This window comes from Kitasatospora sp. NPDC001660 (assembly GCF_053596725.1).
On the sequence record NZ_JBSFGU010000010.1, the window covers coordinates 33936 to 52076 of the forward strand.

At 75.0% G+C, this 18141-nt stretch carries 18 protein-coding genes; 2 read left to right on the plus strand and 16 right to left on the minus strand.

What is annotated here, in order from left to right:
- Positions 1-41 precede the first annotated feature (41 nt).
- Complete coding sequence (locus ACWCXH_RS13600) at positions 42-806, plus strand: SDR family oxidoreductase (RefSeq protein ID WP_449801592.1); 765 nt, start codon at positions 42-44, stop codon at positions 804-806.
- Between the two features lie 16 nt (positions 807-822).
- Here the strand turns inward: ACWCXH_RS13600 and ACWCXH_RS13605 are convergent, their stop codons facing one another.
- The 9 genes from ACWCXH_RS13605 to ACWCXH_RS13645 all read right to left on the minus strand — a co-directional run bounded on the left by ACWCXH_RS13605 (position 823) and on the right by ACWCXH_RS13645 (position 7846).
- On the minus strand, positions 823-1470 hold the full coding sequence (locus tag ACWCXH_RS13605) for an alkaline shock response membrane anchor protein AmaP (RefSeq protein ID WP_449801593.1): 648 nt from the start codon (positions 1468-1470) through the stop codon (positions 823-825).
- A complete protein-coding gene (locus ACWCXH_RS13610) occupies positions 1467-2072 on the minus strand; it encodes a DUF6286 domain-containing protein (protein ID WP_449801594.1) in 606 nt (201 codons plus the stop codon). Before ACWCXH_RS13610 ends, ACWCXH_RS13605 begins: the two co-directional genes overlap by 4 nt.
- On the minus strand, positions 2069-2404 hold the full coding sequence (locus tag ACWCXH_RS13615; RefSeq protein ID WP_449801595.1) for a hypothetical protein: 336 nt from the start codon (positions 2402-2404) through the stop codon (positions 2069-2071). The genes ACWCXH_RS13610 and ACWCXH_RS13615 overlap by 4 nt, the downstream gene beginning before the upstream one ends.
- Complete coding sequence (locus ACWCXH_RS13620; protein ID WP_449801596.1) at positions 2404-2595, minus strand: hypothetical protein; 192 nt, start codon at positions 2593-2595, stop codon at positions 2404-2406. The genes ACWCXH_RS13615 and ACWCXH_RS13620 overlap by 1 nt, the downstream gene beginning before the upstream one ends.
- Positions 2596-2641: 46 nt before the next feature.
- Positions 2642-3184, minus strand: a complete 543-nt coding sequence (locus tag ACWCXH_RS13625) for an Asp23/Gls24 family envelope stress response protein (protein WP_449801597.1) — start codon at positions 3182-3184, stop codon at positions 2642-2644.
- Between the two features lie 170 nt (positions 3185-3354).
- Positions 3355-4161 (minus strand): enoyl-CoA hydratase/isomerase family protein, encoded by an 807-nt coding sequence (locus ACWCXH_RS13630; RefSeq protein ID WP_449801598.1) that lies wholly within the window; start codon positions 4159-4161, stop codon positions 3355-3357.
- A 277-nt stretch (positions 4162-4438) separates the two neighbouring features.
- On the minus strand, positions 4439-4672 hold the full coding sequence (locus ACWCXH_RS13635) for a helix-turn-helix domain-containing protein (RefSeq protein WP_449801599.1): 234 nt from the start codon (positions 4670-4672) through the stop codon (positions 4439-4441).
- Positions 4673-4999: 327 nt separating this feature from the next.
- On the minus strand, positions 5000-6598 hold the full coding sequence (gene abc-f / locus ACWCXH_RS13640) for a ribosomal protection-like ABC-F family protein (protein WP_449801600.1): 1599 nt from the start codon (positions 6596-6598) through the stop codon (positions 5000-5002).
- A gap of 228 nt (positions 6599-6826) precedes the next feature.
- A complete protein-coding gene (locus tag ACWCXH_RS13645) occupies positions 6827-7846 on the minus strand; it encodes a hypothetical protein (protein WP_449801601.1) in 1020 nt (339 codons plus the stop codon).
- 377 nt (positions 7847-8223) lie between these two features.
- On the opposite strand from ACWCXH_RS13645, the gene ACWCXH_RS13650 reads away from it, so the two are divergent.
- The gene (locus ACWCXH_RS13650; RefSeq protein WP_449801602.1) at positions 8224-9453 is read left to right on the plus strand and encodes a glycoside hydrolase family 26 protein; all 1230 of its coding nucleotides are present in this window, start codon (positions 8224-8226) and stop codon (positions 9451-9453) included.
- Positions 9454-9460: 7 nt separating this feature from the next.
- Here the strand turns inward: ACWCXH_RS13650 and ACWCXH_RS13655 are convergent, their stop codons facing one another.
- From ACWCXH_RS13655 to ACWCXH_RS13685, 7 genes are all read right to left on the minus strand, one after another.
- Positions 9461-10654 carry a GNAT family N-acetyltransferase gene (locus ACWCXH_RS13655; RefSeq protein ID WP_449801603.1) on the minus strand — a complete coding sequence of 398 codons (1194 nt, stop codon included), beginning with the start codon at positions 10652-10654 and terminating at the stop codon, positions 9461-9463.
- A complete protein-coding gene (locus ACWCXH_RS13660) occupies positions 10651-11409 on the minus strand; it encodes a Wzz/FepE/Etk N-terminal domain-containing protein (protein WP_449801604.1) in 759 nt (252 codons plus the stop codon). The genes ACWCXH_RS13655 and ACWCXH_RS13660 overlap by 4 nt, the downstream gene beginning before the upstream one ends.
- 62 nt (positions 11410-11471) lie before the next feature.
- Complete coding sequence (locus ACWCXH_RS13665) at positions 11472-12587, minus strand: glycosyltransferase (RefSeq protein WP_449801605.1); 1116 nt, start codon at positions 12585-12587, stop codon at positions 11472-11474.
- Positions 12584-13447, minus strand: coding sequence for a polysaccharide deacetylase family protein (locus tag ACWCXH_RS13670; protein WP_449801606.1), 864 nt, complete (start codon positions 13445-13447; stop codon positions 12584-12586). Before ACWCXH_RS13670 ends, ACWCXH_RS13665 begins: the two co-directional genes overlap by 4 nt.
- Positions 13437-15158, minus strand: a complete 1722-nt coding sequence (locus ACWCXH_RS13675; RefSeq protein WP_449801607.1) for a lipid II flippase MurJ — start codon at positions 15156-15158, stop codon at positions 13437-13439. The genes ACWCXH_RS13670 and ACWCXH_RS13675 overlap by 11 nt, the downstream gene beginning before the upstream one ends.
- A gap of 1 nt (position 15159) precedes the next feature.
- Positions 15160-16452 carry an O-antigen ligase family protein gene (locus ACWCXH_RS13680; protein ID WP_449801608.1) on the minus strand — a complete coding sequence of 431 codons (1293 nt, stop codon included), beginning with the start codon at positions 16450-16452 and terminating at the stop codon, positions 15160-15162.
- Positions 16453-16533: 81 nt separating this feature from the next.
- Positions 16534-18057: a sugar transferase gene (locus tag ACWCXH_RS13685; protein ID WP_449801609.1), complete on the minus strand. Its 1524-nt coding sequence runs from the start codon at positions 18055-18057 to the stop codon at positions 16534-16536.
- Positions 18058-18141: the final 84 nt, after the last annotated feature.

The following is an 18141-nucleotide window of genomic DNA, read 5'->3' on the forward strand; positions in this document are numbered from 1 at the left end:
GCGCGGCCGCGCGGCATCCTCCACCCGGCAGGATGTCCTCCATGGATCTCGGACTGAAGGACAGGGCGTACATCGTCACCGGCGCCACCCGCGGCCTCGGCCTCGCCACCGCCCGCGAACTCGCCGCCGACGGCGCCCGCGTACTGGTGACCGGCCGGACCAAGGAGTCCGTGGACGCCGCCGTCGCCGAACTCGGCACCCTCCCCGGCACCGTCCACGGCGTGACCGCCGACAACGCCGACCCGCGGACCGCCGAACGGCTCGTCGCCGAGGCGACCGCCCGCTTCGGCCGCCTGGACGGCGTCCTCATCAGCGTCGGCGGCCCCCAGGCCGGCCCCGTCGAAACCACCCCGGAGGACGCCTGGCGCAGCGCGTTCGAGTCGGTCTTCCTCGGCGCCCTGCGCATCGCCCGCACCGCCGCCGCGGCCCTCGGCGAGGGCGGCGTGATCGGTTTCGTCCTCTCCGCCTCCGTCCGCCAGCCGATCGCGGGCCTCGGCATCTCCAACGGCCTGCGCCCCGGCCTCGCGATGGCCGCCAAGTCGCTCGCCGACGAGCTCGGCCCGCGCGGCATCCGGGTGGTCGGCCTGCTCCCGGCCCGGATCGACACCGACCGGGTCCGCGAGCTCGACACCCTCAGCGGCGACCCGGACGGCGCCCGCGCCCGCCACAGCGCCGGCATCCCGCTCGGCCGCTACGGCACCCCGGAGGAGTTCGGCAGGGTCGCCGCCTTCCTGCTCTCCCCCGCCGCCTCCTACCTGACCGGCGTGATGATCCCGGTGGACGGCGGAGCGCTCCGCACGCTCTGAGCGTCCCCGCACCCGGTCACTCCACCCGCCGGTGCCTCCGCCGTCGCCGCGGCAGCCAGCGCCGCGGCTCGGCGGGGGCCTCCTGGAGCACCCGGATCCGCAGGTCCGCGGGCAGCTCCGGCACCCCCAGGCTCCCGAGCGCGTCGGTCCGCGGTCCCGTCTCGAAGTGCTCCACCAGCGCGGCCGGGTCCCCGCCGGGAGTGAGCCGGACGGCCCCCCGCAGACGCGGGTGCCCGGGCGCCCGCACCAGGCGTACGCCCGCACGCTCGACCTCGGGCAGCACGACGGTCCGCGACTCCAGCGCCTCCTCCAGCGCACGCGCGCTCACCCGCACCCGGAGCCCGGCCACCCCGGGCGTCCGCACGGCGATGCTCGACATCCCGGTGCGCCGCAGCTGCGCCACGATCCACCACACCATCGCGACGACCACCACCGACAGCCCGCCGATGACGGTCGGCCACCACCAGGCCCCCGACACCCACCGGGTGCGCGAACTCGCGCTCAGCACGGGCTGGTTGGGCGAGGTCAGCGGCCACCACCCGGGGGGACGCGCCCCGAGCCGGCCGTACAGGTCGAGCCCGCCGGCCAGCACCAGCACCCCGGCCACCACGAGCACCGCCCCCACCACCCCGATCAGCGCCCGGTTGACCGTCCCCCGCCTCATCCGGCCGCCCCTCCCGCACCTCCGACGTTTCCCGCCGCCGTCTCTCCCGCCCTCGGCACCGTCCGGACGTCCAGTTGCAACGGCCGCGCCAACGTCACCCGCGCCAGCTCGTCCCGCAACTGCCGCTGCACCGCCGCCGGATCGGTCGCCCCGACCAGATGGACCCGCACCCTCCGCCGGCCGATCCGGATCCTGACGCCCTCGACACCGGGGAGCCCGGCCGCCCGGTCGGCCAGCAGGTGCCCGATCCCGGACCGGTTGATGACCGCGCCGGTGCCGCCGTGCGGACGCAGCACCAGCCACCTGCGCAGCCCCGGCGCGAACGCCAGCCAGAGCAGCAGGCCCCCCAGCGCGGTGGCCACCCCCGCCCCGACCAGCACCCGGAGGTCGTCCAGGTGGCGGGTGGCGAGCTCGTCCGCGATGTCCGCCCGCCACCGCCGGACGGAGTGCCCGGTCCGCACCGAGACCACGTCGTACAGCAGCGCACCCGCGATCACCAGCACCACCGCCGCGACCGACGCCGCTTCGGGCGTCCGCGACGCCCGGGGCCGCCGCACCGTCTTCGCGTCCGCCCCCGCGTCCCCCTCATCCTGCGCCGTCACGGCCGCCGTCCAGTCACCAGCCGCTCCACGACCACGACCACCTCCGAAACCCGTGTCCCCGTCAGCCCGTTGACCTGCGCCCCGACGCGGTCCCGCACGGCCCGGGCGAGCGCGGCCAGATCGGAGGGGAACGGCAGCTCGACCTCGACCCGGACCCGGACCGTGCTGCCGGGGACCGACACCGACACCGTGGGCGGCGCGCCCTTGACCGACCGTCCGGTCCACACCCCCGCCAGGGCCTCCCCGGCCGCGCGGGCCGCGATGCGGGCGTACGCGCGGTCGGCGATCCGGATCCGGCCGCGTGTCGCGGCCGGGGCGGTCGGGCCCGCCATCAGCGGCGCCGGTCGCGGCCGCGGAGCAGGTCGCCCAGGTCCCCGAGTTCGATGTCGCCCTCCAGCAGCCGCCCGATCACGAAGCCGACCAACCCCAGCACCGCCACCAGCAGGAAGGCCGCGAACCCGCCGAAGTATCCGGCGAAGCCGAGGGCCATGCCCGCCACGAGGCCGACCACGGCCAGGTTCATCCGCTACTCCCTCATCCTGCGCCGGGAACCCCGCGCGCCCTGGCCGTCACTTGAGCTTGGGCCGCTGCCCGGGCGGCACCACCTGCTCCTCTTCCTCCTCGGCCTCCGGCTCGTCCGGGAGGTGCACGTCGTTGACCGCGATGTTGACCTCGACGACCTCCAGGCCGGTCATCCGCTCGACCGCGTTGATGATGTTCTCCCGTACCTGGCGGGCGAGTTCGGGGATGACGACGCCGTACTCGACGACCAGCGCGATGTCGATCGCGGTCTGCTTCTCGCCGACCTCGGCCTTGATGCCGCGACCGATGCCGGGCCTGCCGCCGGGCACCCGGTCCCGCATGGCTCCGAAGGTCCGGGCGAGCCCGGAGCCGAGGGCGTGGATGCCGGAGACCTCGCGGGCCGCCATGCCGGCGATCTTCTCGATCACGCCGACGGCCAGCGCCGTCCGGCCGCGCTCGTCGACCGGCTTGGCACCACCGGGGGCGGAGGGGCCGGACGGGCCGACGTGGCCCGACGCGTTGGAGGGAGCGGAGGCCGGGGCGGTGGCGGGGTGCTTGTGCAGGCTCGCGGGCGTCGGAGTGTCAGGCATGGGGCGGGTCTCCCGTCGTACGGCTCCAGCTATATCGCAGATCCCCACAACTCTGGCATTTCGCCACGTTTCGCGCCCGCCGAGCGCCCTTCCGGCAACCGTCCGGGAACGAGGGAGGCCCGGCTCCGGGGAGCAACCCCGGGGCCGGGCCTTCCTGCCGGGAACGAGCGTCAGTCCCCGATGCCCGCGAGGTCCCGCAGCCGACGGGCCTGCGCCGCCCGTTCGGCGGAACGCTGCTCGTCGAACGACCGGCCCGAGGCCCCCTGCAGCAGGGCCTTCGTCTCGATCGCGGCATTGCGCGGCGCGGCCAGCAGCGCGGCGGCCAGGTCGCGCGCGGCGCCGTCGAGCTCCGCACCCGGGACGGCGATGTTGGCCAGGCCGATGGCGACGGACTCCTCCGCGCCGACCCAACGGCCGGTCACGCAGATCTCCAGCGCCCGTGCGTAGCCGACGAGTTCGGTGAGCGGCTTGGTGCCGGCGAGGTCGGGGACGAGCCCGAGCGACGTCTCCTTCATGGAGAACTGGACGTCCAGCGCGACGACCCGCAGGTCGCAGCCGAGCGCGAGCTGGAACCCGGCGCCGACGGCGTGCCCCTGGACGGCCGCGATCGAGATCAGGTCGGGCCGGCGCCACCAGGTGAAGGCCTCCTGGTAGGTGGCGATGGTGTCGTCGAGCTCCTCGTCCCCGGCCGCCGCGAGCTGGAGGAAGCTGGGCTCGCCGGGGATGCCCTCGGGGGTGAACATGGCCCGGTCCAGGCCGGCGGAGAAGGAGACGCCCTCCGCGCGGAGCAGCACGACGCGGACGGTGCCGGGCAGGTCGCGGCCGACGCCGGCGAGGGCGCGCCACATGGCGGGTGACTGGGCGTTGCGCCGCTTGGGCTGACACAGGGTGACGACGGCGAGTTCGCCGTCGATTTCCAGGCGGACGCCGTCCTGCTCCCCGCTCGGGGACTGCGGGTCGGTGGCGGGGGCGGTCATGCGGAGACCTCCGGTGGCGAGGGACTTGGCTACCGGAGAGTAACAAACCCGGGCACGCAACGGCAGACCCACCGGCCCGGAAGGATTCGAGGATTCGACGAGAAGGAAATGCGGGCATGACGATCGGCGGCCGGTCCACTCGACCCGAGGGTGGACGAATCAGCCGGCGATCGACTCGCGATCAGCTCACGATCGTCGGACACTCAGCGACGATCGCCACTCGTCTCCCCGGTCGGCGCCCTGCCGCCGCGTCATCCGGCCATGGACCGACGGACCGTCAGGAACCGGCCCCGACAGCCGCCTTGTTCTTGCCCCGCGTGGCACCACCGCGGCCCCGGAGGATCACTCCGGACTCGCTCAGCATCCGGTGCACGAAGCCGTACGAGCGACCGGTCTCCTCCGCGAGAGCGCGAATGCTCGCCCCGGAGTCGTACTTCTTCTTGAGATCGGCCGCGAGCTTCTCACGCGCGGCACCGGTCACCCGGCTGCCCTTTTTCAGAGTCTCGGCCACCCGTGCCTCCTCGTAGCGTTGCTCGGTCAGATTCCCATGATCACCCATCCACCGCGTCCTGGCCACCCATTCGACAAGGTCGATGTCGGGAATGCGCCGCCCTTCGGTGGTGATCCGAGCGCATCAGGGCGCTCACGCAGAGTGCACGCCCCCGGCCGAATTGGGCCGGCGGCCGGAAAAGAGCTGATCAGCAGCGTCGGCCCGACCACGATCGAGTGGCGGGCCGACGGAAGCTCCTTAAACGGAATCCGGGACTGCTTCATTCCCGGACACGCCGTAAGGACTAGATTTTCTGGTCCGAAAAGAGGATGTGGCGTCTACTTCCGGTCAGGCGAGGGAGACCAGATCGGCGTAGGCCGGGCTCCACAGGTCCTCCACGCCGTCCGGCAGCAGGATGATCCGCTCCGGCTGGAGCGCGTCGACCGCGCCCTCGTCGTGGGTGACCAGCACGACCGCGCCCGCGAACTCGCGCAGCGCGCCGAGGATCTCCTCGCGGCTGGCCGGGTCGAGGTTGTTGGTGGGCTCGTCGAGCAGCAGCACGTTGGCACTGGAGACCACCAGGGTCGCGAGCGCGAGACGGGTCTTCTCACCGCCGGAGAGCACCCCGGCAGGCTTGTCGACGTCGTCGCCGGAGAACAGGAACGAGCCGAGGATCTTGCGGATCTGGACCAGGTCGGTGTCCGGCGCGGCCGAGCGCATGTTCTCCAGGACCGAGCGGTCCGGGTCGAGCGTCTCGTGCTCCTGGGCGTAGTAGCCGATCTTCAGGCCGTGGCCCGGCACGACCTCGCCGGTGTCCGACTGCTCCACCCCGGCCAGCATCCGCAGCAAGGTGGTCTTGCCGGCGCCGTTGAGGCCGAGGACGACGACCCGCGAGCCGCGGTCGATGGCCAGGTCGACGCCGGTGAAGATCTCCAGCGAGCCGTAGGACTTGGACAGGTCGTTCGCGGTCAGCGGGGTCTTTCCGCAGGGGGCCGGCTCCGGGAAGCGCAGCTTGGCGACCTTGTCGCTCTGGCGCACCTGCTCCAGCCCGGAGAGCAGCTTCTCGGCGCGGCGGGCCATGTTCTGCGCGGCCACCGTCTTGGTCGCCTTGGCGCGCATCTTGTCGGCCTGGGCGTTGAGCGTCGCGGCCTTCTTCTCGGCGTTGACCCGCTCGCGCTTGCGGCGCTTCTCGTCGTCCTCGCGCTGCTGCTGGTACTGCTTCCAGCCCATGTTGTAGACGTCGATGCAGGAGCGGTTGGCGTCCAGGTAGAAGACCTTGTTGACGACCGTCTCGACGAGGTCGACGTCGTGCGAGATGACGATGAAGCCACCCTTGTAGGTCTTCAGGAAGTCCCGCAGCCAGGCGATCGAGTCCGCGTCGAGGTGGTTGGTGGGCTCGTCGAGGAGCAGCACGTCGGAGTCGGAGAAGAGGATCCGGGCGAGCTCGACGCGGCGGCGCTGACCACCGGAGAGGGTGTGCAGCGGCTGGCCGAGGATGCGGTCCGGCAGGCCCAGCGCGGCGGCGATCGTGGCGGCCTCGGCCTCGGCGGCGTACCCGCCCTTGGTGAGGAACTCGGTCTCCAGCCGGGCGTACTTCTTCATCGCGTTGTCCCGGGTGGCGCCCTTGCCGTTGGCCATCCGGTCCTCGTTCTCGCGCATCTTCTTCAGCACGGTGTCGAGGCCGCGCGCGGAGAGGATGCGGTCCTTGGCGAGGACGTCGAGGTCACCGGTGCGCGGGTCCTGCGGGAGGTAGCCGACCTCGCCCGAGCGGGTCACCGTGCCGGCGGCGGGCAGGCCCTCGCCGGCCAGCACCTTGGTGAGCGTGGTCTTGCCGGCGCCGTTGCGCCCGACCAGGCCGATCCGGTCGCCGGCGGCGACCTTGAAGCTCGCGGACTCGATCAGGATGCGGGCGCCGGCGCGCAGCTCAAGGGCGTTCGCGGAAATCATGGCCGGGTACTACTCCTGGGACGTGGGCGGGCGCCTGGGCGGTGCACAGGGCCGGGCGGGCGGGAAGGGGGGCTCGTCGGCGGACGGCACGGCGCGCTGAGGCGGTGCCGCTCGCCCGCTATTGCCCGGAGAGAACAGCCATGACGGCAAGTCTACCGGGCCGCGCGGGAACCCCCGGGGGATTACCGCCCAGGGGTACCTGCGGCCCGCTGGAGCGAGGCTCCGGAGCTACGGCTGCGGCGTCGCGGAGGCCTGGTCGGTGGCGGCGGCGGTCGGCTGGCCGGTCACCGCGTCGGGTGCCTGGGTGGGCGTCGCGTCCGCCGCCGGTGGGGCCGCCGGGTCGCCGCAGGCGTTCTGCGCGCGGACGGCGGCGAACGGCGCGGCCGAGCTCTCGCACGGGACGACGGGCGCCGCGGCCTTGGTGTCGAACACCCTGGACGGGACGATCGGGCCGTCCGTGATCTGCACCCGGGTGCGGTCCAGCACCTTGACCTGCGCGGCCGGGCCGGCGTTCAGCTCCCACCCGGTGCTGTCCAGCCGGTAGCCGGTGATGCCGCCGGAGACGGGCTGCCCGTTGCCGCCCAGGCAGCTGCGCGGGACGAGCACCGCGTAGTCGGTGTCGACCGTGCGCAGCGGGTCGTAGAGGCAGTTGCCCGGGGGCTTGCCGTTGTACCGCAGGTCGCCGTCGGCGTCGCGCAGGCCCATGGTCAGGTTGGGGGTGACGATCGCCACCCACGGGGACGCCTTCTGGACGGTGTGCAGCGCCGCCGCGGCGCGGTCCTGGGCGAGCTGCCTGCGCTGCTCGTCGGTCCGCTTGTCGGCGCCCGGCTCGCCGTCGCCGCGCAGCCAGTCGGCCAGGCCGGGCACGGCGCGGTGCCAGCGCACCTCGTGGTCGCCCGGACGCACCGAGGTGATCAGACCGTCGTCCCAGACCACGACGGCGTTGTCGCCGGCCATCGCCAGGTACAGCGCGGTCGCGCCCTCGCGGCGGTAGGACCAGGCCTGCTCGCCGGTCCCCCGGTGGAAGGCCTCCAGGCCCTGGCCGACGACCTTCAGCTCCAGGTCGGCGGCGCTCAGCGGCTGGGAGTTCACCGGCGTGGCCTCCGCGTCGCCCGGTCCCGCCACCCGGTCGCCGAACGGCACCGGCTTGTTGGCGTGCGCCGCCGCTCCGGCCGCAAGGACCAGCATCACCGCGACGGCGGGCAGGATCGAGCGGGGGGTCAGTACACGCAGCGGCTTCCAGGACACGTTGCGGAGGGTACCTTTCGCCGGGCACGCGAGTCAGCCGGGAATCGTCGGGGATCCGCAGTGCGGACCCCGCACCCCGGCGGATGCGGCCGTCGCGCGGACCCCACCGCCGACCTGCGCCGTCGGCGCCGCCCGGGTGCGGCGCCACTGTGCGCGGCCCGTCGGGGGCGGGCTCCGGGGCCGCTCCGGACTGTTACAGAGGTGATACACGGCGGGCGTCCCCGGGAGGCCGCTGCGGCAGACAGCTTCCAATTTCGCCCACTTTAGGGTGACATTCGGCTTTTCCGATGCCCGCCGGGCCTACTGTCGGCGAGCGGGGCGCCACGGTCCGTCCGCGCTCCCACACCTGCCCCGCCCAGCGACGCCCGGGAGAGACCATGCGCATCGGCCGCCTGACGCTGGCCGCCGTCCTGCTGCTGACGGCCACCGCCAGCGTCCCGGCCGGGACGCCGCTCAGCCGGGCCGAACGGCACACCCTCTCGTCGGACGCCTTCGACCCGCGCGGCGCCGCACCCCGGCCGCCCGTCCAGCGGCCCGAGCACGAACCTCCCTTCGGCGCCTTCGTCGGCTCCTGGGACACCGACATCCCGCAGATCGGCCGGTACGCGCACTGGCTCGGCGACGCCAACCTCCAGGTCGGGCACACCTACCTGGCGGGCAACAACTGGGCGGACATCGAGGGCGAACCGGTCGTGCTCGACATGTGGTCGCAGTGGCGGCTCGCCGACCCGCACCGGCTGCTCGTGCTCGGTGTGCCGATGCTGGTGCCCAACGAGGCGAACGTGCCGGACGGCGAGGTGGCGAGTCTCCTCGGCCAGGGCGCGCAGGGCGACTTCGACCAGCACTTCCTCAAGCTCGCGCACCGGCTGGTCACGCTCGGCGGCGCGGACACCGTGCTGACCCTCGGCTGGGAGATGAACGGCGTCACCTACACCCACCGCTGCAAGCCGGACCCGACCGCGTGGAAGGCGTACTGGCGGCGGATCGTCGAGGTGATGCGCTCGGTGCCCGGGCAGCACTTCCGCTTCGACTTCGCGCCGAACCGCGGGCTGGACGCGATCCCGTGGACCAGGTGCTACCCCGGCGACGACGTGGTCGACATCATCGGCATGGACAGCTACGACCAGCCCGCCGGGGCCACCTTCGACGACTACGTGCGCGAGCCGTACGGGCTCCAGGACCAGGTGGAGTTCGCCGCCAGGCGCGGCAAGCAGGTCTCCTACCCGGAGTGGGGTCTGTTCCGCAACGGGGACAACCCGGACTTCGTGCAGCGCATGGTCGAGTGGATCCGCACCCACGACACCGCCTACCAGACCGTCACCGACTACTGCCCGCACGGGTTCTTCCAGTGCGACCGCAACCCGCGCTCCAGCTCGCGGTTCAAGCAGCTGATGTCGGGCTCGAAGGGGGCGCCGGCGGCCGTCCCGACGGCGCCTCCGGCCCCGACCGTGCCGGCCATGCCGAGCGTCCCGGCCGTGTCCGTCCTTCCCGGCATGCCCGCCGTGCCGACGCCACCGGCCGCCCCGGTCGCCCCGAGCCGGTCGGCCGGCGCCTCGCCCACCGGCTCCCCCATCCCGTCGGCGAGCGGGACGCCGGCCCGGCGGTAGCACCTGGTCAGCTGCGGCGGCGGGCCGGCACCGCCTCCCTGAGCCGGGGGAAGCGGGTCCGCAGGAGGCGCACCGCCGCCTGCCGGGCCAGGATCGCGCCGACCCGGGCGGTGGCCGCCGGGGCCGCGCCGACCGGGCCGAACAGCAGCCGCTGGTTGGGCAGTCGGTCCGGCCGCCAGCGCTGCTTGTAGGGCTCCTGGCCGCGCAGCAGGCTCAGCACCGGGATCCCGGCGCCGACCGTCTCGTCCAGCGCCGCGGCGAACAGCAGCCCGGCGATGTCCAGCCGCTCGCGCAGCTCCGGGTGCGCGCCGTACATGTACAGGCCGCCGAAGGACGGGCAGAGCAGCAGCAGGTTCACCGCCATCAACTCGCCGTCCAGCCGGAACTGGTGGACGGCGGCCCGGCCGGAAGCGACCATCCCGGTCGTGGACTCGATCAGGTGCCGGGCGAAGCGCTCGGAGCGGTGCTCCGGCGTCACGCCGCGCTCCTGCCACTGCAGGAAGTGCAGCCGCAGCAGGTCCTCCAGCGCCGCCGGCACCTGCGCCACCGGCGTCGAGCGGACCTCCACGCCCGCCTCCGCGATCTTGCGCAGCTTCACCCGGCTGCGCTGCGCGGTCCTGCCGGGCATCCGCTTGAGCAACTGCTCCATCGAGACGGCCGGCAGGTGCTGGCAGAGCGAGTCGGCGAACCTGCGGCGCCGGCCGCGCCAGTGCTCGAACACCCTTTGCACAGCCGCCTCGGGGTGGACCTCGCGCAGTTCCAGGGTGTGCCACGGGCGGGTGAGCGGGAGCGCGGCGGCGAACTCGGCGGCGGCCCGGTCGGCGCAGTCGTCGTCGAGCAGGACGTCGGTGAAGTCGGCCAGCTCGCCGCCGAGACCGGTCAGCCCGCCGAGCGGGCCGGCGCGCCGCCGGAAGGCTCCCGCGCCGACCAGCAGGCCGTCCCGGCGGACGAGCACCACCAGCAGGCCGCCCGGGGTCCCGTAGTGGCGCCACCACGAGCGCTGCCAGTCGGCGGCCTGGAAGAAGGTGGTGGTCCGGCAGCGGGCGGCCAGGTCGTCCCACTCCTCGGCGAGGGTGTCGAGGGCGTCGTCCTCGCGGCGCAGCTCGGCGGTCCAGGCCGGGCCCGGCGAACGGCCGGGCGCCGGACCGGACGGCGGGGCGGCCTGGGCGGGTACGCCGGTGGTCCGTGCCTCGGTGCTCATCGCCCGCTCCCCGTCGCGGCCTTCTCCAGGGCGGGGGGATCCTCCTCGGCCCGGGCCTCCTTGCCGGCGGGCTTCTCGGTCGCCTTCCCGAGGGCCTTGTCCGCGGGCTTGGCGGCCGGCCGCTCCGCGGTCCGCGGGCGCGGGGTGCTCGGGGCGGCGGGCGCCTCCGGGCCCTCGGGGGCGGCGGCCTCGGGGGCGGCGGCCGGGCGGCGGGTCATCATCACCAGCGCGCCCAGCAGCAGCCCGGCCGCGCCGCCGACCGCGACGTCCAGGGTGCCGGACGGCGTGGTCGGCTTGTCCGGCGCGGCGGCCGGAGCCAGCGAGACCAGCCGCACGCCGGTGTCCTTGCTGCTCGTGTTGGCGAAGGCGACCAGCGAGCGGGCCACCGCGTCGGCGGTCCGGGCGGCCTCCTGGGGCTTCGTGCCGGTGCCGGTGATCTCGATCATCGGGGCGTCCGGCGAGGTCGTCCCGTGCACCAGGGTCTCCAGCTCGGCGCGGGTGTGGCCGGTCTCGGCGGCGGCCACCGCGAGCACCTGCGGCTGGCCGGCCAGCCGCCCGTACGCCTGGGCGAAGTTGGTGGCGGTGGCGGCCTCCCCCGGGTTCTGCGGCACCACGAGCACGTAGGCGCTGGCGGAGTACGAGGGGTGCGAGACGACGGCGTACCCGGCGCCGGCCGCGGCGCCCAGCGGCACCGCGAGCGCCACCGGCCACCAGCGGCGGACCAGGCGGCGGGCGCTTCGGCGCGGTGTGGTCATGGGTGGGACTCCTTGGATGTGGGCCGCGCGGGCGGCCCGGGGGTGAGCGGACCGGTGGCCGGTCAAGCGCGTGCCAGGCGGTCGTAGAGGGCGCCCAGATCGGCGGCGACCCGGACGATGTCGTAGTGGCCGACCGCCGGGGGGTGCGGCAGCGGGTCGGCGGTGTGGTCGTTCAGGTGCCGCAGCTCGCGCAGCGCGGTGGCGTACGCGGCGGGCTCGGACGGGATGCGGCGGGCCTGCGGAGCGGCGCTGGGCGGCAGTTCGTCGAGGGCGGGGCAGGCACTGTGCCGCACCGGCAGGCCCGCCGCGAGGCCCTCCAGGACGCCGAGGCCGAAGGTCTCCTCGGTCGAAGGGGAGGCGAGCACGTCCAGCGCGGTGAGGAGATCCGGCACGTCATCGCGCTCGCCGGTGAGCACCAGCCGTTCCCGGACGCCCAGTTCGGTGGCCCGCCGCTCCAGGGCGGCGCGCTCCGGGCCCTCGCCGATCAGCACCAGCCGCGCGCCCGGGTCGAGTTCGACGAGCGCTTCCAGCAGGACGCCGAAGCGCTTGCCGGGCACCAGGCGGCCGATCCCGCCGACCGCCCAACACCCCTGCGGCAGACCGAGTCCGGCGCGCATCCGGCGCCGGGCGGCGGCCCGCTCGGCGTCCGGGCGGCGGAACCGGGCGGCGTCGATGCCGTTCGGGATCAGCTCCACCCGGGCCGGCGGGACGCCCCACGCGTGCAGCGTCTGGGCGACCTGGCGGGAGACCGCGACGGTGGTCGTCCCGAGCCGCTCGGCCGCCAGGTAGAGGCCCTTGACGCCCCGGGTGACCGGGCGCCCCTCGATCACCCCGCCGTGCAGCGAGTGCTCGGTGGACACCACCGCGCGGACCCCGGCCAGGCGCGCCGCGAGCCGGCCGTACAGCTGCGCCCGGTAGAGGTGGGTGTGCACGAGGTCGTAGCGGCCGGTGCGGACCAGCCGGACCAGCCGGGGCAGCGCGCCGAGGTCGCGGTTGCCGCGCATGCCCAGGTGGTGGACGGTGAAGCCGTCGGCGCGCAGGGCCGCGGCGACCGTGCCGGGGTTGGTGAGGGCGAGCACCTCGCACTGCTGGTGCGGCGGCAAGTGCCTGAGCAGCAGATGGAGTTGGCGCTCGGCGCCGCCGGAGGCGAGGCCGGTGACGATGTGCAGGACCCTCACCGCGCCGTCCTCCGGCGTTCGAGCCGGGCGCGGCGCAGCTCGGTGAGGGTGTCGCGCAGTCGGAGCCGGCCGCGCTTGGCGCGCAGCCGCCAGGCACCGTCACGGTCGCCGACGTAGCAGCGGGGCAGGGCGAAGCGGCCGGTGAGCGGGGAGTGGGCGATCGCGACGGCGTAGTCGTAGCCGGCGTCCCGGACGGCCAGGGTGGCGGGCAGGTCGACGTGGCCGTACGGGTAGCAGAAGCCGGTGACCGGGCCGCCGACGACCTCCTCCAGCACCCTGCGGCTCTCCCGGGTCTGGGTCGCGAGGACGTCGGCGGGCAGGCCGGGCAGCGACTGGTGGCCGAGGCCGTGCGAGCCGATCTCCCAGCCGGCGGCGGCGAGTTCGGTGACCTCCTGGACGGTGAGCAGCTTCTTGCGCGGGCCCTCGGTGTCCCAGTCGTTGGCCCGGCCGAGCAGGTCGGCGACGACGTAGGCGCTGGCGGTGAAGCCGTAGGCCTGCAGGATCGGGACGGCGTGCCGTGCGAAGTCGGCGTAGCCGTCGTCGAAGGTGAGGCCGACGAGCTTGTCGTCCCGCCCGGCGGCGCGGGCCCGCATCAGCTCGCGGACCGAGACGCCGCGCCGGCCGCGCCGGTGCAGCCAGGCGATCTGCTCGGCGAAGCGCTCGGGGCTGACGGTGAGCCGGTACGGGTCCTCCTTCTCGACCGCCACCGAGTGGTACATCAGGATCCAGGGCGAGGTGGGCCCGGGGCCGGGCGGTTCGCCGATCGGGCTGCGGCTGCGGGGCAGTCGCGCCCGGTGCGGTGAGGCGTCGGTGACTCCGGCCTGGGCGGCCGAACGAACGGCTCCCCGTTCAGTGTCCATGGGGAAGCTTCCCTTCATCGGCGACGGTTGGCGGGTTCAGGGCCCGGACGGCGGCGAGGACCGGGCCGCGGACCTCCCGGGCACCGAGACCGGTGCCGAGGGCGGCGAAGGCCAGTGCCACGGTCAGGCCCCCGAGCAGAGTCGAGAGCAGGGGGTCGGCGGTGAGGCCGGCCGCGCCGGTGCCGAGCGCGGCGGCTCCGGCGGCGGCGGCCAGCAACCGGCCGTGGCCACCGAGCACCAGGCGCAGCCGCAGCGGGATGCCCCGCAGGACGAGGCCGTACGGCAGCAGCGCCGCGGTGGTGGTGATGCCGGCCGCGTTCCCGGCGGCGAGGCCGAGGGCGCCGAAGCGGGGCGTGGCGAGCAGGCCGACGGCCACGGTGACGGCGAGGCCGAGCACCATCGCGGCGACCGGGTACCAGTCGAGCAGGCGCCGCCCGCCGTCGTCGGTGCCCGGCTCGTCGGCCCGGCGCACGACGGGGCGCAGCGAGAAGTACGGGCGGATCATCACGCCGGTCAGCGCCTGGGCGGGCAGGCCGAAGCTGTAGACGCGGATGACGGCGGCGGTGGCGGCGGTGTCCTGCGGGCCGAAGGCGCCGCGCTGGAAGAGCAGCGAGACGACCGCGGGTGCGCAGGCCATCACGAAGGCGGTGCCGAGCAGGACGACGACGGCGGCCTGGCCGAGGTCCTTCTCCACCCGGTCGCGGGCGGCGGTGAGGTCGCCGGCGGCGAGCGCGCGGGCGACCAGCGGGAAGGTGACGGTGCAGATCAGGATGCCCGCCGTCATGGCGAGTTGGGAGACCTTGGCGGCGTAGTTGAGGTGCGAGATGGTGCCGGGCGGCAGCGCGGAGCCGAGGTAGCGCTCCACGAACACCTGGGACTGGCGGATCAGGGTGAAGGCCGCGACCGGCAGCAGGGCGAGCGGCATCAGGGCCAGGGCGTGGCGCGAGCGGCGGGAGCGGGCCGCGCGGCCCGTCCGCAGCCGGCGCACGAACGGGCCGACGAGCAGGGCGGCCATCAGGAGGCCGCCGACCGCGACGCCGAGGGCGGCCGAGCGGACGCCGAGGAAGGCCTGGCAGCTCAGCATCACGGCCAGGATGCCGACGTTGTAGGCGACGTAGATGCCGGCCGGGGCGGTGAAGCAGTGGTGGGCGCGCAGCGCGGCGGCGAGGTAGCCGGCCGTGCCGAACGGCAGCACGGTGATCGCGGTGATCCGGGTGCAGGAGACGGCGAGCCCGGGGTCGCCGAGGCCGGGGGCGAGCAGTTCGACGAGCTGGGGCGCGCCGAGCACGACACCGAGGGCGAGGGTGCTCAGGGCGAGCAGCAGCCACGGCAGGGTGGCCCGGACGAGCTGGCGGACCGGGTCCGGGCCGTCCGGGCGCTCCTCGCGCAGTACCAGGGCGAGGGCGAAGGCGGGCACCATGAGGAAGGACATGGCGTCCTCGATCAGCAGCGGCGCGGCCGTCTCGGGCACCGTCCAGGCGACCAGGAAGGCGTCGGTGCCCTGGTTGGCGCCGAAGTAGCGGGCCAGCAGGAGGTCGCGCAGGAGCCCGAGGGCGGAGCCGGCGGCGCTGAGGACGGCGGTGATGCCGAACGCCTTGGCGAGGAAACCGCGCCGGGGGGCCGGGGCGGGGCCGCCGGGCCCGGTCTCGGCGGGCGGGGCGGTGCGGGGCGCGGGCAGGATCGGGGTGAGCGCGGGCCGGTTCGTCGTCATGTCACGCCTCCGAGGTCGCGGCGCGGGCGGCGAGGCCGAGGACGACGGAGGTCAGCACGGTGGTGGTGCCGCCGATGTCGGCGTAGAGGAAGTCGACGAGCACCCAGGTCAGCAGGGCCGGCGCGGCGGGGCCGGGGCCCCGGGAGCGGCGCAGGCAGCCGAGCAGCAGGCCGAGGAAGAGCGCGGCGTAGGCGACGATGCCGATCAGGCCCTGTTCGCTGAGCACCAGGAAGTACATGTTGTGCGGGGAGAGCAGCGGCTCGCGCTGGAACCCGATGGTGGAGTCGGCGGTGTCGCTGCCGGAGGACAGCCGCAGCGGGGCGCGGCTGTCGCGCAGCTGCTGGAAGGCCTTGGGGCCGGCGCCGTGGACGGGGTGGTCCTGCCAGATCCGGGTGGCGGTGGCCCACAGGTCGTAGCGGTCGGAGACGGACTGGTCGGGGGCGGCCTCGACGGAGCCGATCGAACGGAGCCGCTCGGTGACGCCGGAGGCACCGGGGCCGAGTCCGCCGACCAGGACGACGGCGGCGGCCGCGCCGAGCACGACGCCGCGGACGAACAGCCTGGCGTCGGCGCGCAGCAGCAGCACGGTGGCGGCGGCGCCGGTGGCGATCCAGCTGCCGCGGCTGAAGGAGACGGCGAGCGGGAAGGCGAGGAAGGCGGCGGCGGCGGACATCGCGCGGCGCAGCCGGGCGTTGCCGCCGGATCCGCGCTCGCCGAGGGCGAGGGCGAGGGCGGCGAGCAGGCCGTAACTGACGACGGTGGACATCGCCATGATGTCGAGCGCACCGAACGTGCCGACGGCCCGGATCGGCCGGCCGGTGTACGAGGCGCCGGTGCGGGTCAGGTACTGGTTCGCACCGACGGCGCCCTCGATCAGCGCGGCGGCCACGAAGGAGCCGAGGATGAGGCGCTGGTCGGTGCGGTCGCGCAGCGAGCAGAGCACCGCGGCCGGCACCAGGACGAAGACCTGGACGAGCCGGACGAAGCCAGTGACGCTGCCGGCCGGGTCGATCGAGCCGACGGTGGCGACGGCGGCGGCGACCACGATCCCGGCGAACTGCACGCAGGTGGCGCGGCCGACGGCGGGCAGCCGCCCGCGGAGCAGGTTGCGGGCCGTGAGGGCGACGAGCGCGAGCGAGGCGAGGTCGGCGGCGGTGATGTGGACGGCCGCGGTGACGTCCTTCTCGCCGGTGGGCACGCACACCAGCAGCACGGTCGCCGCGGCGAGCAGGTTCGGCCGGTCGGCGAGCGCGGGCAGCGCCTTCCGAAAGGCTGACCTGAGGCCTGTCGTCACACCCCCGTCGCCCGCCGGGCGGGCGGGAGTGTGACGACAGGCGTCAGGGGCCGCGGCGGGGAGGGTGAGGGCCACGAAAGGTCAGCTCCCGTCCGGGTGGAGCATCAGGGCCGCGGTGCGGCACAGGATCTTGACGTCCTGCCAGAGGCTCCAGCTCTCGATGTAGCGGTTGTCGAAGCGGGCCCGGTCCTCGATCGAGGTGTCCCCGCGCAGGCCGTTGACCTGGGCGAGGCCGGTGAGGCCGACCGGGACGCGATGGCGGTCCGCGTACTCGGGGTGGGCCTGGCTGAACCGCATGACGAAATAAGGGCGTTCGGGGCGCGGCCCGACGAGGCTCATGTCGCCGCGCAGGACGTTCCACAGCTGCGGCAGCTCGTCCAGCGAGCTCTTGCGCAGCAGCCGGCCGACGGCGCCCATCCGGTGGTCCTGGGAGATGTTCCAGCGGGTGGCCGACTCGTGTTCGTTGCTGGGGCGCAGGGTGCGGAACTTGAGGACGGTGAAGACCCGGCCGTCCAGGCCGGTGCGCTGCTGGCGGAAGAGCACGCCGCGGCCGGTGTCGAAGCGGACGGCGAGCGCGCACAGCGCGAGGACCGGGGCGAGCAGCAGCAGGCCGAAGCCGGCGGCGGTGACGTCCAGGGTGCGCTTGGCGGCCCAGCCGGGGCGGCGCATCGCGGGGCGGCCGACCCGGAGGCAGGGGAAGCCCCAGAGGTGGTCGCGGGCGGCCAGCGGCGCGGTGGGCAGCGAGCCGAACTCGCGCAGGGCGGGCACCAGCCAGACCTGGCAGCCGAGCCGGGCGGCGGCGCGCAGGGTGGCGGCGGTCTCGGCCTCGTCGGCGGCGCCGGCGGTGGCCACGACGTGCTGGACGCGGTGGCGGCGGATCTCGCGCTCCAGGACCTCGCGGCCGCCGAGGACGGGCAGGTCGGTGTCGCCGGCCAGCAGCGGCGGGTCGGCGTCGAGGAAGCCGACCGGGCGCATCCCGTACTCGCCGCGTTCGGTGAGGGCGGCGGCGACCCGGCGGCCGAGCAGGCCGGCGCCGAGCACCAGGACGGGGCTGGGGCGGCTGCGGCGGATCCGTCGGACGAGGTGGTAGAGGACGGTGCGGCCGGCGAGGGTGATCAGCAGCTGGGCGCCGAGCAGGGCGGTGAGCCGGGCCGGGGTGGCCGGGCCGCAGTCGGGCCAGCGGCCGTCCAGACAGCCGGTGAGGGTGACGGCGAAGGCGGTGGCGACCACCGCGCGGACGGCCAGCGCGGGGAGTTCGTCCAGGACGGACAGGGTGAGCCGGGTGCGGTAGAGGCCGCCGGCCAGGTTGAGGGTGAGCAGGAGGGGCAGGACGGCGGCGACGCCGAGCAGCGGAGCGACCCGCACGGCCGGGGCGAGGAGCCGGTTGGCGATGCCGGCGGCGGCGCACAGCGCGATCACGTCGACCTGGAGCAGCGCGAGCGGCAGGGCGAACCGGGAGCGGACCGCCCTGCGGTACGGGCGCTGCGGCGCCACCGCCCGGGCCTGCACCGCTCGGGCCGGCCGGTCGAGCAGCCCGGTGCCGGGCCGCCGCGGGCCGGGCAGGGGCCGGCCGGAGCGCGGCACGCTGTCGTGATCAATGGTCATCAGCGCACGAACTCCCCTGCTGTGTGCCCGGGGTGACGGCGCCCCGCGCCGGATGGCGCGGGGCGGCCGTCCCGGCCCGGTGGG